The 20,468-nt window shown below is 67.1% G+C and carries 20 protein-coding genes; 19 read left to right on the forward strand and 1 reads right to left on the reverse strand.

Annotation, left to right across the window (positions count from 1 at the left end):
• Positions 1 to 6: 6 nt before the first annotated feature.
• On the reverse strand, positions 7 to 993 hold the full coding sequence (locus ACTWPB_RS01995; RefSeq protein ID WP_446224036.1) for a hypothetical protein: 987 nt from the start codon (positions 991 to 993) through the stop codon (positions 7 to 9).
• 225 nt (positions 994 to 1,218) lie between these two features.
• Between ACTWPB_RS01995 and ftsH the strand changes: the two genes are divergently transcribed.
• From ftsH to ACTWPB_RS02090, 19 genes are all read left to right on the forward strand, one after another.
• Positions 1,219 to 3,612 carry an ATP-dependent zinc metalloprotease FtsH gene (gene ftsH, locus ACTWPB_RS02000; RefSeq protein WP_446224037.1) on the forward strand — a complete coding sequence of 798 codons (2,394 nt, stop codon included), beginning with the start codon at positions 1,219 to 1,221 and terminating at the stop codon, positions 3,610 to 3,612.
• 283 nt (positions 3,613 to 3,895) lie between these two features.
• On the forward strand, positions 3,896 to 4,510 hold the full coding sequence (gene folE, locus ACTWPB_RS02005) for a GTP cyclohydrolase I FolE (RefSeq protein WP_446226209.1): 615 nt from the start codon (positions 3,896 to 3,898) through the stop codon (positions 4,508 to 4,510).
• Positions 4,507 to 5,391, forward strand: a complete 885-nt coding sequence (gene folP / locus ACTWPB_RS02010) for a dihydropteroate synthase (RefSeq protein WP_446224038.1) — start codon at positions 4,507 to 4,509, stop codon at positions 5,389 to 5,391. The genes folE and folP overlap by 4 nt, the downstream gene beginning before the upstream one ends.
• Positions 5,392 to 5,485: 94 nt before the next feature.
• A complete protein-coding gene (gene folB, locus ACTWPB_RS02015; RefSeq protein WP_446224039.1) occupies positions 5,486 to 5,908 on the forward strand; it encodes a dihydroneopterin aldolase in 423 nt (140 codons plus the stop codon).
• A complete protein-coding gene (gene folK, locus ACTWPB_RS02020; RefSeq protein WP_446224040.1) occupies positions 5,905 to 6,444 on the forward strand; it encodes a 2-amino-4-hydroxy-6-hydroxymethyldihydropteridine diphosphokinase in 540 nt (179 codons plus the stop codon). Before folB ends, folK begins: the two co-directional genes overlap by 4 nt.
• Entirely contained in the window at positions 6,438 to 6,911 is a 474-nt protein-coding gene (locus ACTWPB_RS02025; RefSeq protein ID WP_446224041.1) for a DUF3180 domain-containing protein, read from the forward strand. Before folK ends, ACTWPB_RS02025 begins: the two co-directional genes overlap by 7 nt.
• A gap of 68 nt (positions 6,912 to 6,979) precedes the next feature.
• The gene (locus ACTWPB_RS02030; protein ID WP_446224042.1) at positions 6,980 to 8,080 is read left to right on the forward strand and encodes a DUF6779 domain-containing protein; all 1,101 of its coding nucleotides are present in this window, start codon (positions 6,980 to 6,982) and stop codon (positions 8,078 to 8,080) included.
• Positions 8,081 to 8,352: 272 nt separating this feature from the next.
• The gene (locus ACTWPB_RS02035) at positions 8,353 to 9,303 is read left to right on the forward strand and encodes a Rossmann-like and DUF2520 domain-containing protein (protein ID WP_446224043.1); all 951 of its coding nucleotides are present in this window, start codon (positions 8,353 to 8,355) and stop codon (positions 9,301 to 9,303) included.
• Positions 9,303 to 10,259 (forward strand): pantoate--beta-alanine ligase, encoded by a 957-nt coding sequence (gene panC, locus ACTWPB_RS02040; RefSeq protein ID WP_446224044.1) that lies wholly within the window; start codon positions 9,303 to 9,305, stop codon positions 10,257 to 10,259. Before ACTWPB_RS02035 ends, panC begins: the two co-directional genes overlap by 1 nt.
• Before the next feature lie 12 nt (positions 10,260 to 10,271).
• Positions 10,272 to 10,691, forward strand: a complete 420-nt coding sequence (gene panD, locus ACTWPB_RS02045; protein ID WP_378918468.1) for an aspartate 1-decarboxylase — start codon at positions 10,272 to 10,274, stop codon at positions 10,689 to 10,691.
• A gap of 21 nt (positions 10,692 to 10,712) precedes the next feature.
• On the forward strand, positions 10,713 to 11,495 hold the full coding sequence (locus tag ACTWPB_RS02050; RefSeq protein ID WP_446224045.1) for a type III pantothenate kinase: 783 nt from the start codon (positions 10,713 to 10,715) through the stop codon (positions 11,493 to 11,495).
• Positions 11,496 to 11,622: 127 nt separating this feature from the next.
• Positions 11,623 to 12,219: a cysteine dioxygenase gene (locus ACTWPB_RS02055; RefSeq protein ID WP_446224046.1), complete on the forward strand. Its 597-nt coding sequence runs from the start codon at positions 11,623 to 11,625 to the stop codon at positions 12,217 to 12,219.
• A gap of 8 nt (positions 12,220 to 12,227) precedes the next feature.
• Positions 12,228 to 12,650: a rhodanese-like domain-containing protein gene (locus ACTWPB_RS02060; RefSeq protein WP_446226210.1), complete on the forward strand. Its 423-nt coding sequence runs from the start codon at positions 12,228 to 12,230 to the stop codon at positions 12,648 to 12,650.
• 266 nt (positions 12,651 to 12,916) lie between these two features.
• Positions 12,917 to 14,383, forward strand: coding sequence for a lysine--tRNA ligase (gene lysS, locus ACTWPB_RS02065; protein WP_446226211.1), 1,467 nt, complete (start codon positions 12,917 to 12,919; stop codon positions 14,381 to 14,383).
• Between the two features lie 115 nt (positions 14,384 to 14,498).
• On the forward strand, positions 14,499 to 14,861 hold the full coding sequence (locus ACTWPB_RS02070) for a histone-like nucleoid-structuring protein Lsr2 (RefSeq protein ID WP_067454241.1): 363 nt from the start codon (positions 14,499 to 14,501) through the stop codon (positions 14,859 to 14,861).
• 289 nt (positions 14,862 to 15,150) lie between these two features.
• Complete coding sequence (locus ACTWPB_RS02075; protein WP_446224047.1) at positions 15,151 to 15,762, forward strand: FHA domain-containing protein; 612 nt, start codon at positions 15,151 to 15,153, stop codon at positions 15,760 to 15,762.
• A gap of 259 nt (positions 15,763 to 16,021) precedes the next feature.
• On the forward strand, positions 16,022 to 16,570 hold the full coding sequence (locus tag ACTWPB_RS02080) for an anthrone oxygenase family protein (RefSeq protein WP_446224048.1): 549 nt from the start codon (positions 16,022 to 16,024) through the stop codon (positions 16,568 to 16,570).
• A gap of 63 nt (positions 16,571 to 16,633) precedes the next feature.
• Complete coding sequence (locus ACTWPB_RS02085) at positions 16,634 to 17,563, forward strand: esterase/lipase family protein (protein WP_446224049.1); 930 nt, start codon at positions 16,634 to 16,636, stop codon at positions 17,561 to 17,563.
• Positions 17,564 to 17,838: 275 nt separating this feature from the next.
• Positions 17,839 to 20,406 carry an ATP-dependent Clp protease ATP-binding subunit gene (locus ACTWPB_RS02090; RefSeq protein WP_446224050.1) on the forward strand — a complete coding sequence of 856 codons (2,568 nt, stop codon included), beginning with the start codon at positions 17,839 to 17,841 and terminating at the stop codon, positions 20,404 to 20,406.
• Positions 20,407 to 20,468: the final 62 nt, after the last annotated feature.

A 20,468-nucleotide genomic window follows, 5' to 3' on the forward strand; every position in this document is an offset into this window, starting at 1 on the left:
CGGTGATTACAGGCTGCGCAGAATCCCGCGGCCGTAGCGCTGGAATTGCGTGTCGTCGACCATGCCGAGTGAATGCCGCTCGACCAGTAATTCCCACTCCGCGTAGAGCTGGTTGACACCCGGGTCGGCGGGTCCGGCGGCACCGTCGGCGGCCTGCCTGCGGACGGCGAAGTTCACCGCGCAGGTGACACGCTCGGTATCGGCGCGATCCACGCCCGCGAAATGCAGGGTGCGATTGCCGTCGTTGATGTCGATGCCCGATCCACCGTGGCGCGTATCGACCTCGCCCGGCGCCGAGCGCGCGCCCTCGACGGTGCGGGCGCCGAGAATCGCGGCCACCGCCAATTCGAAGGCATAGCGCTCGCCGCTGCCGATGGAGATGAACAGCACCCGGGAGGTGGTCGCCGCGAGCAGGCCGGTGCCCGATCCCGCGGGCGGGGTGGCCACGGCGATGGCGGTTTCCAAGACGTATTCATCGGGGGTGACATACCGGTTCAGCGCGGTGACGGCCGATCGGGCGTCTTTGCGCGGCGCCATCCGGCGCACGGCGCGCTCGACATCGGCGCGGGTGGGACCCGACTTGCTCCACTCGGGAGCGGGCGGGGTGAGATCCGGCGCGGCCACGTCGATGCGCTTGGTCGCCATGATCTGGTCGTTGATCCGGTCGACGATGCCGAGGGCGGCGGGCACGTCGTGCTCGGCGATGAGCACCGGGAGGGGAGTGCGGTCGGCGGGAACACCGGTGAGGACCGCCGTGGGATAACGCAGATAGATCTCGATCACCACCGCTTCGTCGGCGCGCCGATTGAGGCGCACCTTGAGCAGGTCGGCAATGGGAACGTCGAGAACACGTTCGCCGTCGGTACCCGGCCGGAGGACGACGAGCCGTCCACCGCCGTGGCGCAGAATCGCTGTGGGTGTTCGTAGCTCGACGATGTCTATACCCCCTGCGCTGTAGTTGTGTCGTCGCCCACGATAAGGCGGGCATGACATGATTGTGGCCACTTGCCACAACCCGGTCGGAGCGTTCGGGAACCTCTTGCGTTCTTCGGCCGTTTACCAGTGCAACTGCACCAGCAGCCGAACTGCGCGATGTATCGAACTAGACCGTACGCGGTAACGTGGCATGTCCGCATCCGAAACCCGCCGATCTCGACGCTTCGCTAGGCACACCCGGAGAAATAACCGGAAAGGACTGGGCCGTCCGGCCGACGCTCTATGAACCGCAAGACAGTGTTTCGCACTTTGGCGATCATCTCGGGCATCATGCTCATGATCTGGCTGTTCAGCTTTCTCAGCGATGACACGCGCGGCTGGGAGAGTGTCGACACTTCCGTTGCGCTGACCCAGCTCGAAGACAAAGCGAACGTCAAGAACGTGCAGATCGATGACAAGGAGCAGCAGCTCCGCATCGAACTGAACAACGGCAACGAAGCCACGAGCAACAACGCCAAGATCGTCGCCAAATACCCCAGTGGTGGGGAGACCTCCGCGCAGATCCTTGCCGCCGTGCAGAAGTCCGGTGCGCCGTACGACACCGTGGTCAAGCAGGAGAGCTGGCTTTCGCAGCTGCTGCTGTTCATCGTGCCGATGGTGCTGTTGGTCGGCCTGTTCATCTTCGTGATGTCGCGCATGCAGGGTGGTGGTCGCGGCGGCATGATGGGCTTCGGTAAGTCCAAAGCCAAGCTGCTGACCAAGGACATGCCGAAGACCACGTTCCAGGACGTGGCCGGTGCCGACGAGGCCGTCGAAGAGCTCTACGAGATCAAGGACTTCCTCCAGAATCCGGCTCGTTACCAGGCGCTCGGCGCGAAGATCCCCAAGGGCGTGCTGCTCTACGGGCCGCCCGGAACCGGTAAGACGCTGCTGGCCCGCGCGGTCGCGGGTGAGGCCGGGGTGCCGTTCTTCACCATCTCCGGTTCGGACTTCGTCGAGATGTTCGTCGGTGTCGGCGCCTCCCGCGTGCGCGACCTGTTCGAGCAGGCCAAGCAGAACAGCCCGTGCATCATCTTCGTCGACGAGATCGACGCGGTCGGCCGCCAGCGCGGTGCCGGCCTCGGCGGCGGTCACGACGAGCGCGAGCAGACCCTCAACCAGCTCCTGGTCGAGATGGACGGCTTCGGCGATCGCTCCAACATCATCCTGATCGCGGCCACCAACCGGCCCGACATCCTCGACCCCGCGCTGCTGCGTCCTGGCCGTTTCGACCGGCAGATCCCGGTCGGCAATCCCGACCTGGCCGGTCGTCGCGCGATCCTGCGGGTGCACTCGGCGGGTAAGCCGATCTCGCAGGAAGCCGACCTCGAGGGCCTGGCCAAGCGCACCGTCGGCATGTCCGGCGCCGATCTGGCCAACGTCATCAACGAGGCCGCGCTGCTCACCGCCCGCGAGAACGGTTCGGTCATCACCGGCGAATCGCTCGAGGAGTCGGTCGACCGCGTCATCGGTGGTCCGCGCCGCAAGAGCCGCATCATCAGCGAGCACGAGAAGAAGATCACCGCCTACCACGAGGGCGGCCACACCCTGGCGGCCTGGGCGATGCCCGATATCGAGCCCGTCTACAAGGTCACCATCCTGGCCCGCGGCCGCACCGGCGGTCACGCCATGACGGTGCCCGAGGACGACAAGGGCCTGATGACCCGCTCGGAGATGATCTCCCGGCTGGTCTTCGCGATGGGTGGCCGCGCCGCCGAGGAACTGGTGTTCCACGAGCCGACCACCGGCGCGTCCTCCGATATCGACCAGGCCACCAAGATCGCCCGCGGCATGGTCACCGAGTACGGCATGAGTGCCCGTCTCGGCGCCGTGCGCTACGGCCAGGAGCAGGGCGACCCGTTCCTCGGCCGCTCGATGGGCGTGCAGTCGGACTACTCGCACGAGGTCGCCCGCGAGATCGACGAGGAGGTGCGCAACCTCATCGAGGCCGCGCACACCGAGGCATGGTCGATCCTGAGCGAATACCGCGAGCAGCTCGACTCGCTGGCCACCGCGCTGCTCGAGCGCGAGACGCTGCACCGCAAGGATCTCGAGACGATCCTGGCCGGTGTCGAGAAGCGTCCGCGGATCACCGCGTTCAACGATTTCGGTGACCGGCATCCGTCGGACAAGCCGCCGGTGAAGACGCCGGGCGAGCTGGCCGTGGAGCGCGGCGAGCCGTGGCCGCCGGTGCAGCCAGCGCCGGTGCCGGTGCCGGTGCCCAACGGGGTGCCGCCGGTCGAGCCCAACGGCTTCCCCGGCCAGCCTTATGGCCAGCCCGCACCGCCCGCGGCCGGTTACCCGCTGCCCGCCGCGCCGACCCAGGCGTTCCCCCGGCAGTCGGGGACGCACGGTTCGCGGCCCGACTACGGCGCACCGGCCGGATGGTCGGCTCCCGGTTGGCCGCCACGCGAGGAGCAGCAGCAGGTACCGCAGCAGCAGCCCCCGCAGCAGCAGCCCCCGCAGCAGCAGCCGCAACCGCCACAGGACCAGGGCAGTGCCTGGGGTCGGCCCGAGCAGCAGCAGCCGCGGCACGCCAGCGACGGCTTCCAGCCGTGGGGTGCCCAGCCACAGCCGCCCGTGCGTGACGCCGATCAGGACAACAAAGACTGGGAAGGGCCGAACGGCCGCCGCTGACCGGTGGCCAACTACGCTCGAACGTCTAACGCCGGACAAGTACCGGCGTTCGGCACTGGTTCTCGGATTACGCTCGCCGTCGAATGTCGGGTGGTCGCCGGCTTTCGGCTCTGGTTCTCGCACCCGCCCGCCTCTGGACTGAGCGGAGGGTGCGACGAAGGAGTGCCCGGAGGGAGGGAAGAGGCGGGGAACAGGGCCGAGAACCCGCGGCGCCAGCCGCAAATATCACGGAGGTGCGGAGAAGTTGTCGGCCAACAAGCAGGATCTCGATCCGGCAGGTGAGCTGGGTGCGACCAGTCCGTCGGTGCTGACGGCGCTGGCGACCGGTAGGCCGTTCGATCAGGTGCGCGCCGAGAACGCGGTGCGTGAGCTGCTGCTCGCCGTCGGCGAGGACCCGGACCGCCCCGGTCTGCGCGACACGCCCGCGCGCGTGGCGCGTGCTTACCGGGAGATGTTCGCCGGGCTCTACACCGAGCCCGACGCGGTGCTGGCGACCACGTTCGACGAGGGTCACCAGGAACTCGTGCTGGTCCGTGACATCCCGATGTTCTCCACCTGCGAGCACCACCTGGTCTCGTTCCACGGCGTCGCGCACGTCGGCTACATCCCCGGCGCGCACGGCCGGGTGACGGGGCTGTCCAAGCTGGCCCGCGTCGTCGATCTCTACGCCAAGCGTCCGCAGGTACAGGAGCGGCTGACCAGCCAGATCGCCGACGCGGTGATGCGCAGGCTGGATCCGCGCGGCGCGATTGTGGTGGTCGAGGCCGAGCACCTGTGCATGGCCATGAGGGGAATCCGCAAGCCCGGCGCGAGCACCACCACCTCGGCCGTGCGCGGCCAGCTGCAGACCGATGCCGCCTCGCGATCCGAGGCGCTGGACCTGATCCTGCGCAAATGAGCGAGCCACTGGTGACCGCCCGTGACCGCCGTTCGTGTGTGGTCATGGGCGTGGTCAATGTGACCGCTGATTCCTTCTCCGACGGCGGTCGCTACCTCGATCCCGAACTCGCGATTGCGCACGGTGTCGAGCTGTACGAGGCGGGCGCCGATATCGTCGATGTGGGTGGTGAATCCACCAGGCCGGGTGCCGACCGGGTCGATCCCGCCGCCGAGGCCGCCCGGGTCGCTCCGGTGATCCGCGGGCTGGTCGCCGCGGGTGTGCCGACCAGCGTCGACACCATGCGTGCCGAGGTCGCCGAGGCCGCGCTGGCGGCAGGGGTCTCGGTGGTTAACGACGTCTCCGGCGGCCGCGCCGACCCGAACATGGTGAAGGTCGTCGCCGAAGCAGGCGTGCCGTGGATCCTCATGCACTGGCGGGCCGACGCCGACTACCGGCACACCGGCCCCGCCGACCACTACGGCGACGTGGTCGCCGAGGTCCGCGCCGAACTCACCGCCCAGGTCGACCTGGCTGTCGCCGCGGGAGTCACCCCGGACCGGCTGATCCTCGACCCCGGCCTAGGTTTCGCCAAGAACGCCGAACACAACTGGGAACTTCTGGCTGCCCTCCCGGAACTGCTGGCAGGCGGTTTTCCGATCTTGATCGGCGCCTCCCGCAAACGCTTCCTCGGTGCCCTCCTGGCTGACGAGTCCGGCCCCCGCCCGCCCGACGGCCGCGAAACCGCCACCGCCACGCTGTCCGCCCTCGCGGCCACCCACGGCGCCTGGGGCGTGCGAGTTCACGACGTCCGCGCTTCGCTCGACGCGATCGCCGTCGTCGACGCCTGGCGCCGAGCCACCGAATTGCGGGCTGCTGCCACACGAGGAGCCACTCGGTGACCGCCGCTGCCGCCCGTTCCGGCCAGGCGACTGCCTACGGGGTTCACCTCGTCCCGGCCGCAGGCATCCGAGTCACCGTCCGAGGAGCTATCCGATGAACTGGCCTCTGCTGCCGCCGCCTGCTGGTAGGGCCGCCTCTTCGCGGATCGAGCTGCGCGGGCTCACCGCGTTCGGCAGGCACGGTGTATTCGATTTCGAGCGACGTGACGGCCAGGAATTCATTGTCGATCTGACAGTGTGGGTCGATTTCGCCGCGGCCGCCGCGTCCGACGATCTCGCCGACACCGTCGACTACGGCGCCCTCGCCGAGCGGGCCGTGCGGATCGTGACCGGTCCGCCCCGCGATCTGATCGAAACGGTGGTCTCCGAGATCGCCGACGACGTGATGGCCGACCCGCGGATCGAGGCGGTGGAGGTGGTCGTGCACAAGCCGTCGGCGCCGATCCCGCACACGTTCACCGACGTGCGCGTGGTGGCCACCCGGTTTCGCACGGTGGCCCCGGAGTCGCGGCGATGACTCGCGCGGTGCTCTCGATCGGCTCGAATCTGGGCGATCGGCTCGCGCATCTGCGCAGCGTGCTCGACGCGCTGGGGGAGCGGGTCGTTGCGGTTTCGCCGGTCTACACGACCGCGCCGTGGGGTGGCGTCGACCAAGATGATTTCCTCAATGCTGTTGTCACAGCGGAGGATCCGGCTTTCGACGATTACGCCTGGCTGCGTTTCGGTCAGGAGCTCGAGCAGGTGGCGCGCCGCGTGCGCGAGATCCGCTGGGGTGCGCGCACCCTCGACGTGGACGTGGTCCAGTGCACCGACGACACCGGCACGGCGATCGCCCGCGACACCGACCCCACCCTGATCCTGCCGCACCCGCAGGCCCATAACCGGGCCTTCGTGCTCATCCCGTGGCTGGCCGTCGAACCGTCCGCGCATCTGCTCGTCGACGGGGTCGCGCGCCCGATCGCGGAGCTGCTCGCCGGACTCGAACCGGCGGAAAAGGACGGCGTGGTCCGCACCGATCTGGTGCTACGCGACGAAAGTGCCGACTCGTGCTGAAACCCACCCGGGTACTCGACCTCGCGCTGAACGTGGTGATGGCCGCGGCGGTCGCCTGGGTCGCCACCCGGTTCGCCTATTCGAACTTCCCGTCGATCTCGGTGGCCGCCGGTGCCTCGCTGCTGCCGGTCGCCGCGATCGAGGCGGCGCTCGGTTTCGCGATCAAGGCCAAGATCGCCGATGATCAGATCGGCGACGGCTCGGGTCAGATGCATCCGATCAACGTCGCCAGGGGTGTGGCACTGGCGAAGGCGTCGCTGCAGGTGGGTTCGCTGGCTGCCGGTGTGTGGCTGGGATTTCTGCTGTGGGTTTTCCCACAGCGCGGGACCGTGGCAGCGGCTGCTACCGATTCGCCGGGCGCGGTGGTCGGTCTGCTGGCCGGTTCAGCCCTGGTTGCTGCGGCTTTGTGGCTGGAGTATTGCTGCCGGGCACCCGAGGACCCGCACGAGGACCCCGCTACCACATAGCAACTTGCGAATGGAATCACCGCGGACTTTGGTGGGCCGACCAGCCGATTCCGGCTACCCTGGCCCTCATGGTTTCACCCTCCCGCAGCACGGCGCCCCGACGACGGCGGGACGACGCGGGAAAATTCTTCGTCGGTTTCCTCATCCTGCTCGGTCTGACGGCCAGTGTTTTCCTGATCTTCAGCGAAAACGTCCAGTACGTCCGGATCGGCCTGGTAGCAGCCCTGTGGGCAGCGGTGATCGGCGCGCTCGCGGCAACCCGCTACCGCAAGGACGCGGCCGTGGACAAGGCGAAGGTGCGCGATCTGCAGACAGTGTACGAGTTGCAGCTCGAGCGCGAGATCAACGCGCGCCGTGAGTACGAGATGGGTGTCGAGGCGCGGGTGCGGGCCGAAGTCGGCGCCGACTCCTCCGAAATCGCGGCGCTGCGCGCCGAGCTGACCCTGCTGCGCCAGAATCTGCAGGTCCTTTTCGAGGGCGCGCTACCCGACGAGCAACTGGCGCTACAGGCCGATGCCGTGCGGATCGACGCGTTGCCCGCCGGTGGCTTCAATGCCTTCGACGAGTCCGACCACGATTTCGACGTTAGCCCCGAGGATGCCACGGCCGCCTGGTTCGGTCCGTGGCAGCAACCGCCCAGCGCACTGAAACCCGTCTTCATGCAACCAGTTTCGGCCAATTTCGCCGACCCCTACGACGACCCGGTCACCGCCGAAACCTCGGCCGTCCAGCTCGACGAATACGCCGAAACCCAGCAGGCGGCCGCCGCAGCGCAGCCCGCCGCGCCGTCCAACCCGTCGGGAAAGACACCCCCGCCTCGCCTGTCCTCGCCGAACACCCGCCAGGTAATGGAAACCCTCCCGACCGAGCCCACCCCCAACGGCGAGTCGTCGTCCCCCGCTCCCGCCGACCCCTCCGCCGCGCAGGTCCCGGTCGCCACAGCCGAACCCGCTGCCGCCGAGCCGGTCCCGGTCGCGACAGCCGAACCCACCGCGGCACCCGCGGCCACGGCCGACCCAGAGCCCACCCGGCCCCCGGCCACGCTCCCCGACAAGGCCCCGCCGGTCGGCACGACCTCCCGCCGACGCCGCCGCGCCGAAACCGAAGGCACCGCCCGCCTATCGGTGGCCGACATCATGGCCAACCTGGAATCAGAATCCACCCGCTAACGCACCACCTGATTTCGCAAGAACGCAACAACTGATTTCGCAAGAACATGGGTAACTCCCCGGGCACGAGCAAACGCACCACCCCACCTGACCGCCGGCCGCCAACGCGACAGTTCACACCACCTAGATCTGGCCTGAAGACGCGGAGAGGCGGGACAGCGAGCTAGATCACGGTGGGGGGTGATGGCGCCTCGCCCACAAACCCCTCTATCCTCGACTCGGAACGTCTGGTACCCGCACCGCGGGACTGGAACGCAATCGAGAGGACAACGTTGACCTCGAGAAGTGTCAACCCTGATGGCGCGAATTCGAGTGTTGACCCAGCGCCCGCACGACTGACGGTAGGAATCGTCTCGGCGGGACGAGTGGGTTCCGCACTCGGCGTAGCGCTCGAGCGAGCCGGCCACGTGGTCTTCGGTGTCGCCGCGATCTCCGACGCCTCGGTGCATCGCGCCCGTACCCGCCTGCCCGAGGCCCAGGTTCTGCCGATCGAGCAGATCGCCCAGCGCAGTGAACTACTCCTGCTCGCGGTTCCCGACGCCGAACTGGCGGGTTTGGTCCGCGGCCTCGCCGGTGCGAACGTGGTCCGCCCCGGCACCATCGTTGTGCACACCTCCGGCGCGAACGGCGTCGCGATTCTCGAGCCGCTGACGAAACAGGGCGCGCTCGGCCTCGCGATCCACCCCGCCATGACCTTCACCGGCCACGACGAAGACATCGCCCGCCTCGCCAACGCCTGCTTCGGCGTCACCGCCGCCGACGAGGTCGGTTACGCCATCGCGCAGGCACTGGTGATCGAGATGGGCGGCGAACCGGTTCGCGTCGAGGAAGACCAGCGTTCGCTCTATCACGCCGCTCTCGCCCACGGCAGCAATCACCTGGTCACGGTCATCGTCGACGCTGTTGCGGCCCTGCGCGAATCCCTCTCCGGCCCCGGCCTGCTCGGCCAGCCGCTGGTCGACGATCAGCCCGGCGGCCTGCCCGAACGTCTGCTCGCCCCCCTCGCCTCGGCCGCACTCGACAACGCGCTGCGCCGCGGCCAGGCCGCGCTGACCGGCCCGGTCGCCCGCGGCGATGTCGACGCCGTCGCCGCCCACCTCGCCGCGCTCGGGCAGGTCGACGACCGCCTGGCCGAGGCCTACCGCGCCAACTCGCTGCGCACCGCCGAACTCGCACACACCGATCCGGCACTGCTGGAGCTCCTCGCCAAGGAAGGCCACTGATGGAACCCCGAGAAGTGCATCACCACCAGGGCGGCGCGCGCGCCACCGGCGCCTTCAAGGCGGGCGTCCTGACCGTGCACCACAACCCCGAGGTGCTCGACACCGTCGCCAAGGCACTGCGCGGCGCCGGGCGCACGGTCGGTTTCGTGCCGACCATGGGCGCGCTGCACGAGGGTCATCTGGCGCTCATCCGCCAGGCCAAGCTCGCCAACCAGGTCGTGATCGTCTCGATCTTCGTCAACCCGCTGCAGTTCGGCGCGAACGAAGACCTCGACGCCTATCCGCGCACCCTCGACGCCGACCTCGAACTGCTCCGCACCGAGGGCGTCGACCTGGTCTTCGCGCCGACCGTCTCCGACATGTACCCGGACGGCATGCGCACCACGGTCCAGCCCGGCCCGCTCGGTGCCGAGCTCGAAGGTGGCAGCAGGCCGACGCACTTCGCGGGCATGCTCACCGTTGTCGCCAAGCTGCTCAACATCACCCACGCCTCCGAGGCGTATTTCGGGGAGAAGGACTACCAGCAGCTCACCTTGATCCGGCAGATGGTGCGCGACCTGAACATGGACGCCACGATCGTCGCCTACCCGACGGTCCGCGAGCCCGACGGCCTCGCGCTCTCCTCGCGCAACCGCTTCCTCGACGCCACCCAGCGCGAGTCGGCGCTCGCGCTGTCGGCCGCACTCGCCGCGGGCCGCCATGCCGCCGGTCTCGGCCCTGACGCGGTTGTCCAGACCGCCCGCTCGGTCCTCGACGCGGTCGACGGCCTCGCTGTCGACTACCTCGAACTGCGTGACTCGAACCTGGGTCCGGCTCCCACCGCGGGCAACGCCCGCCTGCTGGTCGCCGCCACACTCGGCGACACCCGCCTGATCGACAACGCTCCCGTTGTACTCGGCGCCCAGATCGATGGGCACCCCGACGCGAACTCCCTACCTGCCTCGCAGGCGCACTGAAAGGCGACGACGATGTTGCGCACCATGATGAAGTCGAAGATCCACCGGGCCACCGTGACCCATGCCGACCTGCACTATGTCGGCTCGGTGACCGTCGACCAGGACCTGCTCGACGCCGCCGATCTGCTCGAGGGTGAGCAGGTCTGCATTGTCGACATCGACAACGGCGCCCGCCTCGAGACCTACGTGATCGCGGGCGAGCGCGGTTCGGGCGTGATCGGCATCAACGGTGCCGCCGCCCACCTGGTGCACCCCGGTGACCTGGTCATCCTCATCGCCTACGGCCAGATGGACGAGGCCGAGGTCCGCGACTACGACCCCAAGGTGGTCTTCGTCGACGACCGCAACCGTCCGGTGGAGCTGGGCAGCGACCCCGCGCACGCGCCGGAGGGCTCCGGCCTCACCTCACCACGTTCCCTGTCGTTCGCCTGAGCGCGGCGGGGGGCTGGAGCAATGCTGCTGACGATCGACGTCCGCAACACCGGGATCGAGCTCGGCCTGTTCTCCGGTAGCGGTGAACACGCGAAACTGGTGCGGCACTGGCGGATTCACACCAATCCGCTGATCACCGCCGACGAGTTCGCGATGCAGGTGCGCGGCCTGGTCGGCGACGACCTCGACCAGATCGCCGGCGTCTCGGCGCTGTCGACCGTGCCTCCGGTGCTGCGCGAACTGCGCGCCATGCTCGCGCGGTACTGGTCGCATGTACCGCACGTGCTGGTGGAACCCGGGGTGCGAACAGGCATTCCGCTGCTGGTCGACAATCCGAAGGAAGTCGGCGCCGACCGCATCGTCAACTGCCTGGCCGCCTTCCGTAGTTTCGGCGGGCCCGCGATCGTCGTCGATTTCGGCACCGCGATCTGCGTCGACCTGGTTTCGGCCAAGGGGGAATTCCTCGGCGGCGTGATCGCGCCCGGTGTGGAGATCTCGGCCGAGGCGCTGGTGGAACGCAGTGCGATGCGCCGCGTCGAGCTGGCGCGGCCGCGTTCGGTGGTGGGCAAGAACAGCATGGAGTGCATTCAATCCGGCGCGATTTTCGGCTTCGCCGGGCTGGTCGACGGCCTGGTCGACCGCATCCGCGACGAATTCGACGCGTTCGCCGGCACCGATGTCACCGTCGTGGCCACGGGGGCGGGCGCGCCGCTGATCGTGCCGGAGTCGGAAACGATCGACCAGCACGTGCCGCACCTCACGCTGACCGGTCTGCGCCATGTCTACGAGCGCAACAAAAAGTAGTGTCTGCTAAACTATCGCTCGTGATCTTCCGTGTGAGCACCCAGGAGTGTTGTCGAGGCTAATCTGCCTCGACCGTTCGAGGCTGACGTTTTCCCTCGACCGATTCTCACCTCCTGGAGATGCGCTCATGCGTTCTTCTGTCCTTTCCCTTCCGTCCGCACGTGACGAATACTCCGCGACGCCCCCGCTCGACCGGGCGATCGCCTCGGCATTGCCGACCCGGTTGCGTCCCGCTGACCTGCTGCGACTCACCGACGAAGGCGCCGAAGACGTGCTCTCCGGCCGCTACGACCACCTCCTGCCCGCCGACGGCATCTGGCCTGCCGACCAACGCTGGGCGGCCCGTCTTTCCCACGACGACGAGGTCGATGTCTGGCTGATCAGCTGGACGCCGGGCAAATTCACCGATTTGCACGATCACGCCGGCTCGCTCGGCGCGCTGACCGTGCTCAGCGGTGCCCTCTCGGAATACCGCTGGAATGGTTCGGAGTTACGCAGGCGCACGCTCGCCGCGGGTGATCAGGCATCGTTCCCGATCGGCTGGGTGCACGACGTGGTGCGCGCGCCCGCCGCCGCCGAATCCGTCGGCCCGCTGGATCCCACCTTGAGCGTGCACGCCTATTCCCCGCCGTTGTCGGCGATGTCGTATTACGAAGTGACCGGCCACGGCACGTTGCGCCGAACCAAAACCGTCCTCACCGACCAGCCCGAAGGTGATCTGTGATGAGCCGTTTGTCGATTGATCAGATGCTCGAGAACGCTCGCGCGCGATTGGATCGGGTGTATGTGTACGACGTGGCCGCGGCGCTGGAGCGTGGCGCGATTCTGGTCGACATCCGGCCCGCCGCCCAGCGGGTGCGCGAAGGCTCGCTCCCCGGCGCGCTGGTGATCGAGCGGAATGTCCTGGAATGGCGGCTGGATCCGACCTCGTCGGCACGGTTGTCCCTCGCCGTTGATCATGATGTGGAGTGGATCGTTTTCTGCTCGGAGGGGTACACGTCGAGTTTGGCCGCGGCCGCCTTGCAGGAGTTGGGGTTGCACCGGGCCAGCGATGTGATCGGCGGGTACCAGGCGTTGAAGTCGGCGGGGTTGTTGACGGTCGGCATCGGCGTCCCGCATTTCGCCCGTGAGTTGGATGCGCTGGCTTCGCTGTAAGCACAGTGCACGAATTGTGAAGTGCCTCACTGATTTCGTGAGGACATGGGTAACTCCCCTGCCACCTCCGAGTTGCACCCGCATGACGTGAGGCCGAGAGCTGACTGGCGAACTTCCGGACGGCCCGCTGAATTCGCGGGGAGGCGGGGGAGCGGGGGCAAATCCAATTTTGGGGACCGCTAATGTTGTCGGACGTGAGCACTCCTAACCCCGCCGCACCTGGCCGCGCCGCCACTTCCGCTGTGGACATCGATGTTCCCGAGCAGATGCGGATTCGCCGGGACAAGCGCGAACGGCTGCTCACCGCGGGTGGTGAGGCCTATCCGGTGGTGGTGCCGCGCACCCACACGCTGGCCGAAATCCGTGCCGCCTACCCGGATCTGGAAGCCGACACCCAGACCGGTCTGCAGGCCGGTATCGCGGGACGCGTCATTTTCGTTCGTAATACCGGCAAGCTGTGCTTTGCCACGCTGCAGGAAGGCGACGGCACCAAGCTGCAGGCGATGATCAGCCTCAACGGTGTCGGTGCCGACGCGCTGGCGGCCTGGAAGGCCGATGTCGACCTCGGTGACTTCGTGTTCGTGCAGGGCGAGGTCATCTCCTCGCGCACCGGCGAATTGAGCGTGATGGCCGATTCCTGGTCGATGGCGGCCAAGTCGCTTCGCCCGCTGCCGGTGGCGCACAAGGAGATGAACGAGGAGTCGCGCGTCCGTGCGCGCTATGTCGACCTGATCGTGCGTCCGGAGGCCAGGGAAATGGCCCGTACCCGCGTGAATGTGGTCCGTGCGCTGCGCAACGCGCTCGAGCGCCGTGGTTTCCTCGAGGTCGAGACCCCGATGCTGCAGACCATCCACGGCGGCGCCGCCGCGCGCCCGTTCGTGACCCATTCCAATGCGCTGGACATGGACCTTTTCCTGCGTATCGCGCCGGAGCTGTTCCTCAAGCGTTGCGTGGTCGGCGGCCTGGAGAAGGTCTTCGAGATCAACCGGAACTTCCGCAACGAAGGCGCGGACTCGACCCATTCGCCCGAGTTCGCGATGCTGGAAACCTACGAGGCCTACGGCACCTATGACGACTCGGCGACGATGACCCGGGAATTGATCCAGGAAGTCGCGCAAGAGGCATTCGGCACCCTCCTTGTGACACTTGCCGACGGCACTGAATATGATCTCGGTGGCGAGTGGACGACCGTCGAGATGTATCCGTCGCTGTCGGAGTCGATCGGTGTCGAGGTCACTCCGGAAACCACGGTCGAGGAATTGCTCGCACTCGCCGATCGGGTGGGTCTGGAAATTCCTTCCGGCAAGGGCTATGGCCACGGGAAACTGGTCGAAGAACTATGGGAGCACGCGTATGGCGACAAGCTCTACGCGCCGACTTTCGTTCGCGACTTCCCGGTCGAGACTTCACCGCTGACCCGTCAGCATCGCAGCAAGTCCGGTGTCACCGAGAAGTGGGACCTCTATGTTCGCGGCTTCGAGTTGGCAACGGGCTATTCGGAACTGGTAGACCCGGTGATCCAGCGGGAACGCTTCGTCGACCAGGCGAGGCTGGCCGCGGCAGGCGATGACGAGGCCATGGTGCTCGATGAAGACTTCCTCACCGCGATGGAACACGGCATGCCGCCGACCACCGGAACCGGTATGGGAATCGATCGCTTGTTGATGGCACTCACGGGTTCGGGAATCCGGGAAACGATCCTGTTCCCGATTGTGCGACCCACTAGTCGCTGACCAGTGAATTCATGGGGCGAAGACCCCGTGTTGGAAATTTAGCATTTCGGGGTATTCTTGCTTCGGGTATTCGGCCTGGAGGCAGGCTTGACGATTTCGAGAGGACGTTCATCTCATGGCAAAGAAGGTCACCGTTAGCCTGATCGACGATGTCGACGGTGAGTCCATCGCGGACGAGACCATCGAGTTCGCTATCGATGGGGTGTCGTACGAGATCGATCTGTCGGACGCAAATGCGGCGCGCCTGCGTGAAGGCCTGGACGAGTGGGTCGCCAACGCCCGCCGTGTGAGTGGCCGTCGCCGGGTGAAGGCTGCCGGTGCACCGGCGCCGCAGGGCAAGAGCCGCGTTTCCATGGACCGTGAACAGAGCGCCGCAATTCGCGAATGGGCTCGCCGTAAGGGCCACAAGGTCTCGGCCCGCGGTCGTATCTCGGCGGAAATCACCGAGGCGTACAACAAAGAAGTCGGCAAGAGCTGAGTTTTTGGCGGCGCGGGCGCCGCGTGTTCGCGGCCCCGCCGGTCCCGTCGTTGAGGCACCGTTGCTTGCTCCTTCGTCGCCTGCGCAACGGCGCCTCAACGACGGGACGGCCGCGAACGGCAGGCTGCGCCTGCCTGCCCCTCCTCGAGGTCGGGGCGTGCGGGGTTGCGTTGGTGGGGGAACGAGTTTGTGGGGGAACAAGGGGTCGGGGTTGTGCCGGGAGTGGGGGCTCGGGACGTAGACTGATGGCCGTGCGCAAGGTGTTTCGAGTATCCGACGGTGTCGCGACGTGAGCTCATTTTTGCGGTATACCGACGACACCGGTAAGCAGCATGAATTGGCCTTGGAGGCTGGGCAGCAGCGCGTCACCATCGGGCGCAATGTGCAGGCCGACCTCGTGCTCGCGTGGGACGCCGAGGTTTCGCGTCTGCACGCGGCGGTCGAACATCTCGGTGCGCACTGGACCATCATCGATGACGGACTTTCCCGTAACGGCACCTTCGTCAACGGTGAGCGGCTGGTCGGGCGGCGCAGGCTGAGCCCTGGCGACCGGATTCGGGTCGGGACCACGCTCGTGCATTTCTTCGATTTCGGCGGTGTGGTGGACGACGCCACGCATACCGCGTCCGGGTCCATCCCGACGATGCGCTCACTGACCGAGACTCAGCGCGCGGTGCTGGTCGCGCTGTGCCGTCCGTACAAACACGGCACCGGATTCGCGACGCCCGCGTCGAATCAGCAGATCGCCGAGGAATTGTTCCTCTCCATCGACGCGATCAAAACCCATCTGCGCGCCTTGTTCGCGAAGTTCGGGGTGGAGAATCTGCCGCAGAACCAGAAACGCACCCGGCTGGCCGCACTGGCCATGCAGAGCGGCCTGATCTCCGACCACGAGCTCTGATATCTGCGGCGCGGGCGCCGCGTGTTCTCGGCCTGTCGGCCTCGATCTTCCCTCCCTGCGGGCACTCCTTCGTCGCGCCCTCCGGTCAGTCCAGATCGAGGCGGCCGAGAACGGGTAAAGCCGAGACTTCCGGATGTAGACCTTCACGTAGGTCGGTGAGCGCCTGAACTATGTTCGCGGACGGGCGCTGGGCGGTTGACTTACTCGTATCACCGGAGCGCGGGATCGAAGCTCCGGACCACGAGTCAGGAGACATCGCATGTTCGCAGTTCGGATGGCCACCATGGTGCTTGCCCTGCTCAGTACCGGACTCATCGCCGGGGTGTTCTACGCGTACGCGATCTCGGTGATGCCCGCGCTGGCCCGCGCCGACGACCGCACGCTGATCGATGTCATGCAGAAGATCAATGTCGTGATCATCAACCCCTGGTTCATGTTCGGCTTCATGGGCACGGTCGGTTTCACAGCGTTGGCGGCTGTGGTGCACCTCGGTAAGGACCAGCGCTCGACGCTGATCTGGATCGGAATCGCGTTGGCGCTCAACGTGATCGCGTTCGCCGTCACCGTGGGGCTGAACGTGCCGCTGAACGACGCGCTCGTCGCGGCGGGTGATCCCGCGTCGATCGCCGATACCGCCGCTGTACGTGCGGATTTCGAGGCGGCCTGGGTTCGCTGGAACATCGTCCGCGCGGTGGTGCACGCCGCCGCGTTCCTGGTGCTGTGCGGCGCGCTGTTCGCCGCGGGCGTGCAGGAGGGCAAGTCGACCACGACCACGGCGGCCACCGCGTCGATGGTTTCCGGCCGGTAGTGCCACGCAATCACTAGAACGTGTTCCATGATAAGTGGAACACGTTCTAGTGAGGAGTCGTTCATGCGACGTAGTTCGCTCCTGGTGCTGGCCGCGGCCCTGTTCGCCTGTCTGCCCGCCACCGCGTCGGCCCAGTCCCTCCCGGTCGACTACAACTTCTTCGCCGGCATTCCCCCGGAGCTCACCAACCCGGGCGGCTCGCTACCCGGCTCGAACGACCCGGCCTGCGTCCCGTCGCCCGAACATCCCGACCCGGTGGTCCTGCTGCACGGCACCGGCGGCGGAGGGCAGACGAACTGGGGTGTATACGCCCCGCTGCTGGCCAACGAGGGTTATTGCGTCTTCTCCCTCACCTACGGCGCCCACGGCCTTCCCTGGCCGCTCTCGGCGATCGGCGGCATGCGTCCCATCGAGCAGAGCGCGGCGGAGGTCGCGGCCTTCGTCGACGGCGTGCTGGCCCGCACCGGCGCCGAGCGCGTCGACCTGATCGCCCATTCGCAGGGCAATATCGTCGGCAACTACTACATCAAGCGGCTCGGCGGCGCGGACAAGGTCGGCAAGCTCGTCGGGATCGCGCCGCCCTGGCTCGGCACCAACGCGTTCGGGGCGGGCGATATCGCCTACTTCAGCCGGGCACTCGGCGCCGGTCCCGCGTTCGACGCGGTCACGTCGTCGCTGTGTCAGGCCTGCGGGCAGATGCTCACCGGCACGCCCTTCATGAACGCGCTCAACGCCGACGGCGTGTACGACCCCAGGGTCACCTACACCAATATCGTCTCCGCCATCGACGAGCTGGTCGTACCGCACACATCAGGCCTGGTCCCCGGCCCGAACGCCACCTCGATCGTCGTGCAGGACGGTTGCGCGCAGGACTACTCCGAACACCTGGCCATCGCGGGCAGCCCACGCGCGGCCGGTCACGTCCTCAATGCCCTCGACCCCGCCAGACAGGCCGCGGTGCCCTGTGAATTCGTCCCACCCTTCACCGGATAACCCGCCCCGGCGCGATTTCGCTGTAGGCAAAACTGAACCGGAAACGAATGCCGCGACGTGCGCGTTGTGAGTGAATGACCATGTTGTCGCCGGTCTTCAATAGGGTGGACCGGCGGCGGCGGAATCCCCTGCCAACTAGAGTGGATGGCGGGGGCCGCAACCCCCGGGCTTCATGGCAGGCTGACGGCGAAAGTTGTCGGTCCGACGCCCTAGGTTGTATCGAGCATACTGCGGCGTCTGTTGCCAGAATGTCGGAGCAGGAGAGTGAGGGAGCGATGTTCGAGAGGTTCACCGACCGCGCGAGGCGTGTCGTTGTCCTGGCCCAAGAAGAGGCCCGGATGCTCAACCACAACTACATCGGCACCGAGCACATCCTGCTTGGGTTGATCCACGAGGGCGAGGGCGTGGCGGCGAAGTCGCTGGAGTCCCTTGGCATCTCGCTGGAGGGTGTGCGTAGCCAGGTCGAGGAGATCATCGGGCAGGGCCAGCAGGCGCCGTCCGGCCACATCCCCTTCACCCCGCGTGCCAAGAAGGTGCTGGAGCTGAGCCTGCGCGAGGCGCTGCAGCTCGGCCACAACTACATCGGTACCGAGCACATCCTGCTCGGCCTCATCCGCGAGGGCGAGGGCGTCGCGGCCCAGGTGCTGGTCAAGCTGGGTGCCGACCTCAACCGTGTCCGTCAGCAGGTCATCCAGCTGCTGTCCGGGTACCAGGGCAAGGAGCCCGTCGAGGGCGCCGGTCCGCGCGGCGAGGCGGGTACTCCGTCCACCTCGCTGGTGCTCGACCAGTTCGGCCGCAACCTCACTCAGGCGGCCCTGGAGGGCAAGCTCGACCCCGTCATCGGGCGCTCGAAGGAAATCGAGCGCGTGATGCAGGTGCTCTCGCGCCGCACCAAGAACAACCCGGTGCTGATCGGCGAGCCCGGTGTCGGTAAGACCGCGGTCGTCGAGGGCCTCGCACAGGCCATCGTCAACGGCGAGGTCCCCGAGACCCTCAAGGACAAGCAGCTCTACACCCTCGACCTGGGCTCCCTGGTCGCGGGCAGCCGCTACCGCGGTGACTTCGAAGAGCGCCTCAAGAAGGTGCTCAAGGAGATCAACACCCGCGGCGACATCATCCTGTTCATCGACGAGCTGCACACGCTCGTCGGCGCGGGTGCTGCCGAAGGCGCTATCGACGCGGCCTCGATCCTGAAGCCGAAGCTGGCCCGTGGCGAGCTGCAGACCATCGGTGCCACCACCCTCGACGAGTACCGCAAGTACATCGAGAAGGACGCCGCCCTGGAACGCCGTTTCCAGCCGGTGCAGGTGGGCGAGCCGACCGTCGAACACACCATCAACATCCTCAAGGGTCTGCGCGACCGCTACGAGGCGCACCACCGGGTCTCCATCACCGATGGCGCTCTCGTCGCCGCTGCCACCCTGGCCGACCGCTACATCAACGACCGGTTCCTGCCGGACAAGGCGATCGACCTGATCGACGAAGCGGGCGCGCGCATGCGCATCCGCCGGATGACCGCTCCGCCGGACCTGCGCGACTTCGACGACAAGATCGCCGATGCTCGCCGGGAGAAGGAAAGCGCTATCGACGCGCAGGACTTCGAGAAGGCCGCGCGTCTGCGCGACAAGGAGAAGCAGCTCGTCGCCAAGCGGGCCGAGCGCGAAAAGCAGTGGCGCTCCGGTGATCTGGACGTCGTGGCCGAGGTCGACGACGAGCAGATCGCGGAGGTGCTCGCCAACTGGACCGGCATCCCCGTCTTCAAGCTCACCGAGGAGGAGACCACCCGTCTGCTCCGCATGGAAGACGAGATCCACAAGCGGATCATCGGCCAGGAGGATGCCGTCAAGGCCGTCTCCAAGGCGATCCGCCGCACTCGCGCCGGTCTGAAGGACCCCAAGCGTCCGTCGGGCTCGTTCATCTTCGCCGGCCCCTCGGGTGTCGGTAAGACCGAGCTCGCCAAGTCGCTGGCGAACTTCCTGTTCGGCGACGACGACGCGCTCATCCAGATCGACATGGGCGAGTTCCACGACCGCTTCACCGCTTCTCGTCTGTTCGGTGCCCCTCCCGGGTACGTGGGCTACGAGGAGGGCGGCCAGCTCACCGAGAAGGTGCGCCGCAAGCCGTTCTCGGTGGTGCTGTTCGACGAGATCGAGAAGGCGCACCAGGAGATCTACAACACCCTCCTGCAGGTGCTAGAGGACGGCCGTCTCACCGACGGTCAGGGTCGGACGGTCGACTTCAAGAACACCGTGCTGATCTTCACCTCGAACCTGGGCACCTCCGACATCTCGAAGGCCGTCGGCCTCGGCTTCACCCAGTCCAGCGCCGAGGGCTCGAACTACGAGCGGATGAAGCTCAAGGTCAACGACGAGCTGAAGAAGCACTTCCGGCCCGAGTTCCTCAACCGCATCGACGACGTGATCGTCTTCCACCAGCTCACGAGCGAACAGATCGTGATGATGGTCGACCTGATGATCGCCCGCGTCTCGAAGCAGCTGAAGAACAAGGACATGGCGATGGAGCTGACCGATCAGGCCAAGAGCCTGCTCGCCAAGCGCGGTTTCGACCCGGTTCTCGGCGCGCGTCCGCTGCGTCGCACGATCCAGCGCGAGATCGAAGACCAGCTGTCGGAGAAGATCCTCTTCGGCGAGATCGGCGCGGGCCAGACCATCGTGGTCGACGTCGAAGGCTGGAACGGCGAGGGTCTCGGCGAGGACGCCAAGTTCACCTTCACCGGCAAAACGAAGCTGACCAAGACTTCCCCGGGCGACGACAAGCCCGAGGTGGTCCTCACCGGAGCAGCAGAGGGCACCGCCCCTGAAACTGCCGCCTCCGGCGAGTAATCAGCACAACGACAAAACCCGCCCCCTGAATCTCAGGGGGCGGGTTTTTCGCCGTCCGAACC

The sequence above is a fragment of the Nocardia sp. IBHARD005 genome, from assembly GCF_052814245.1.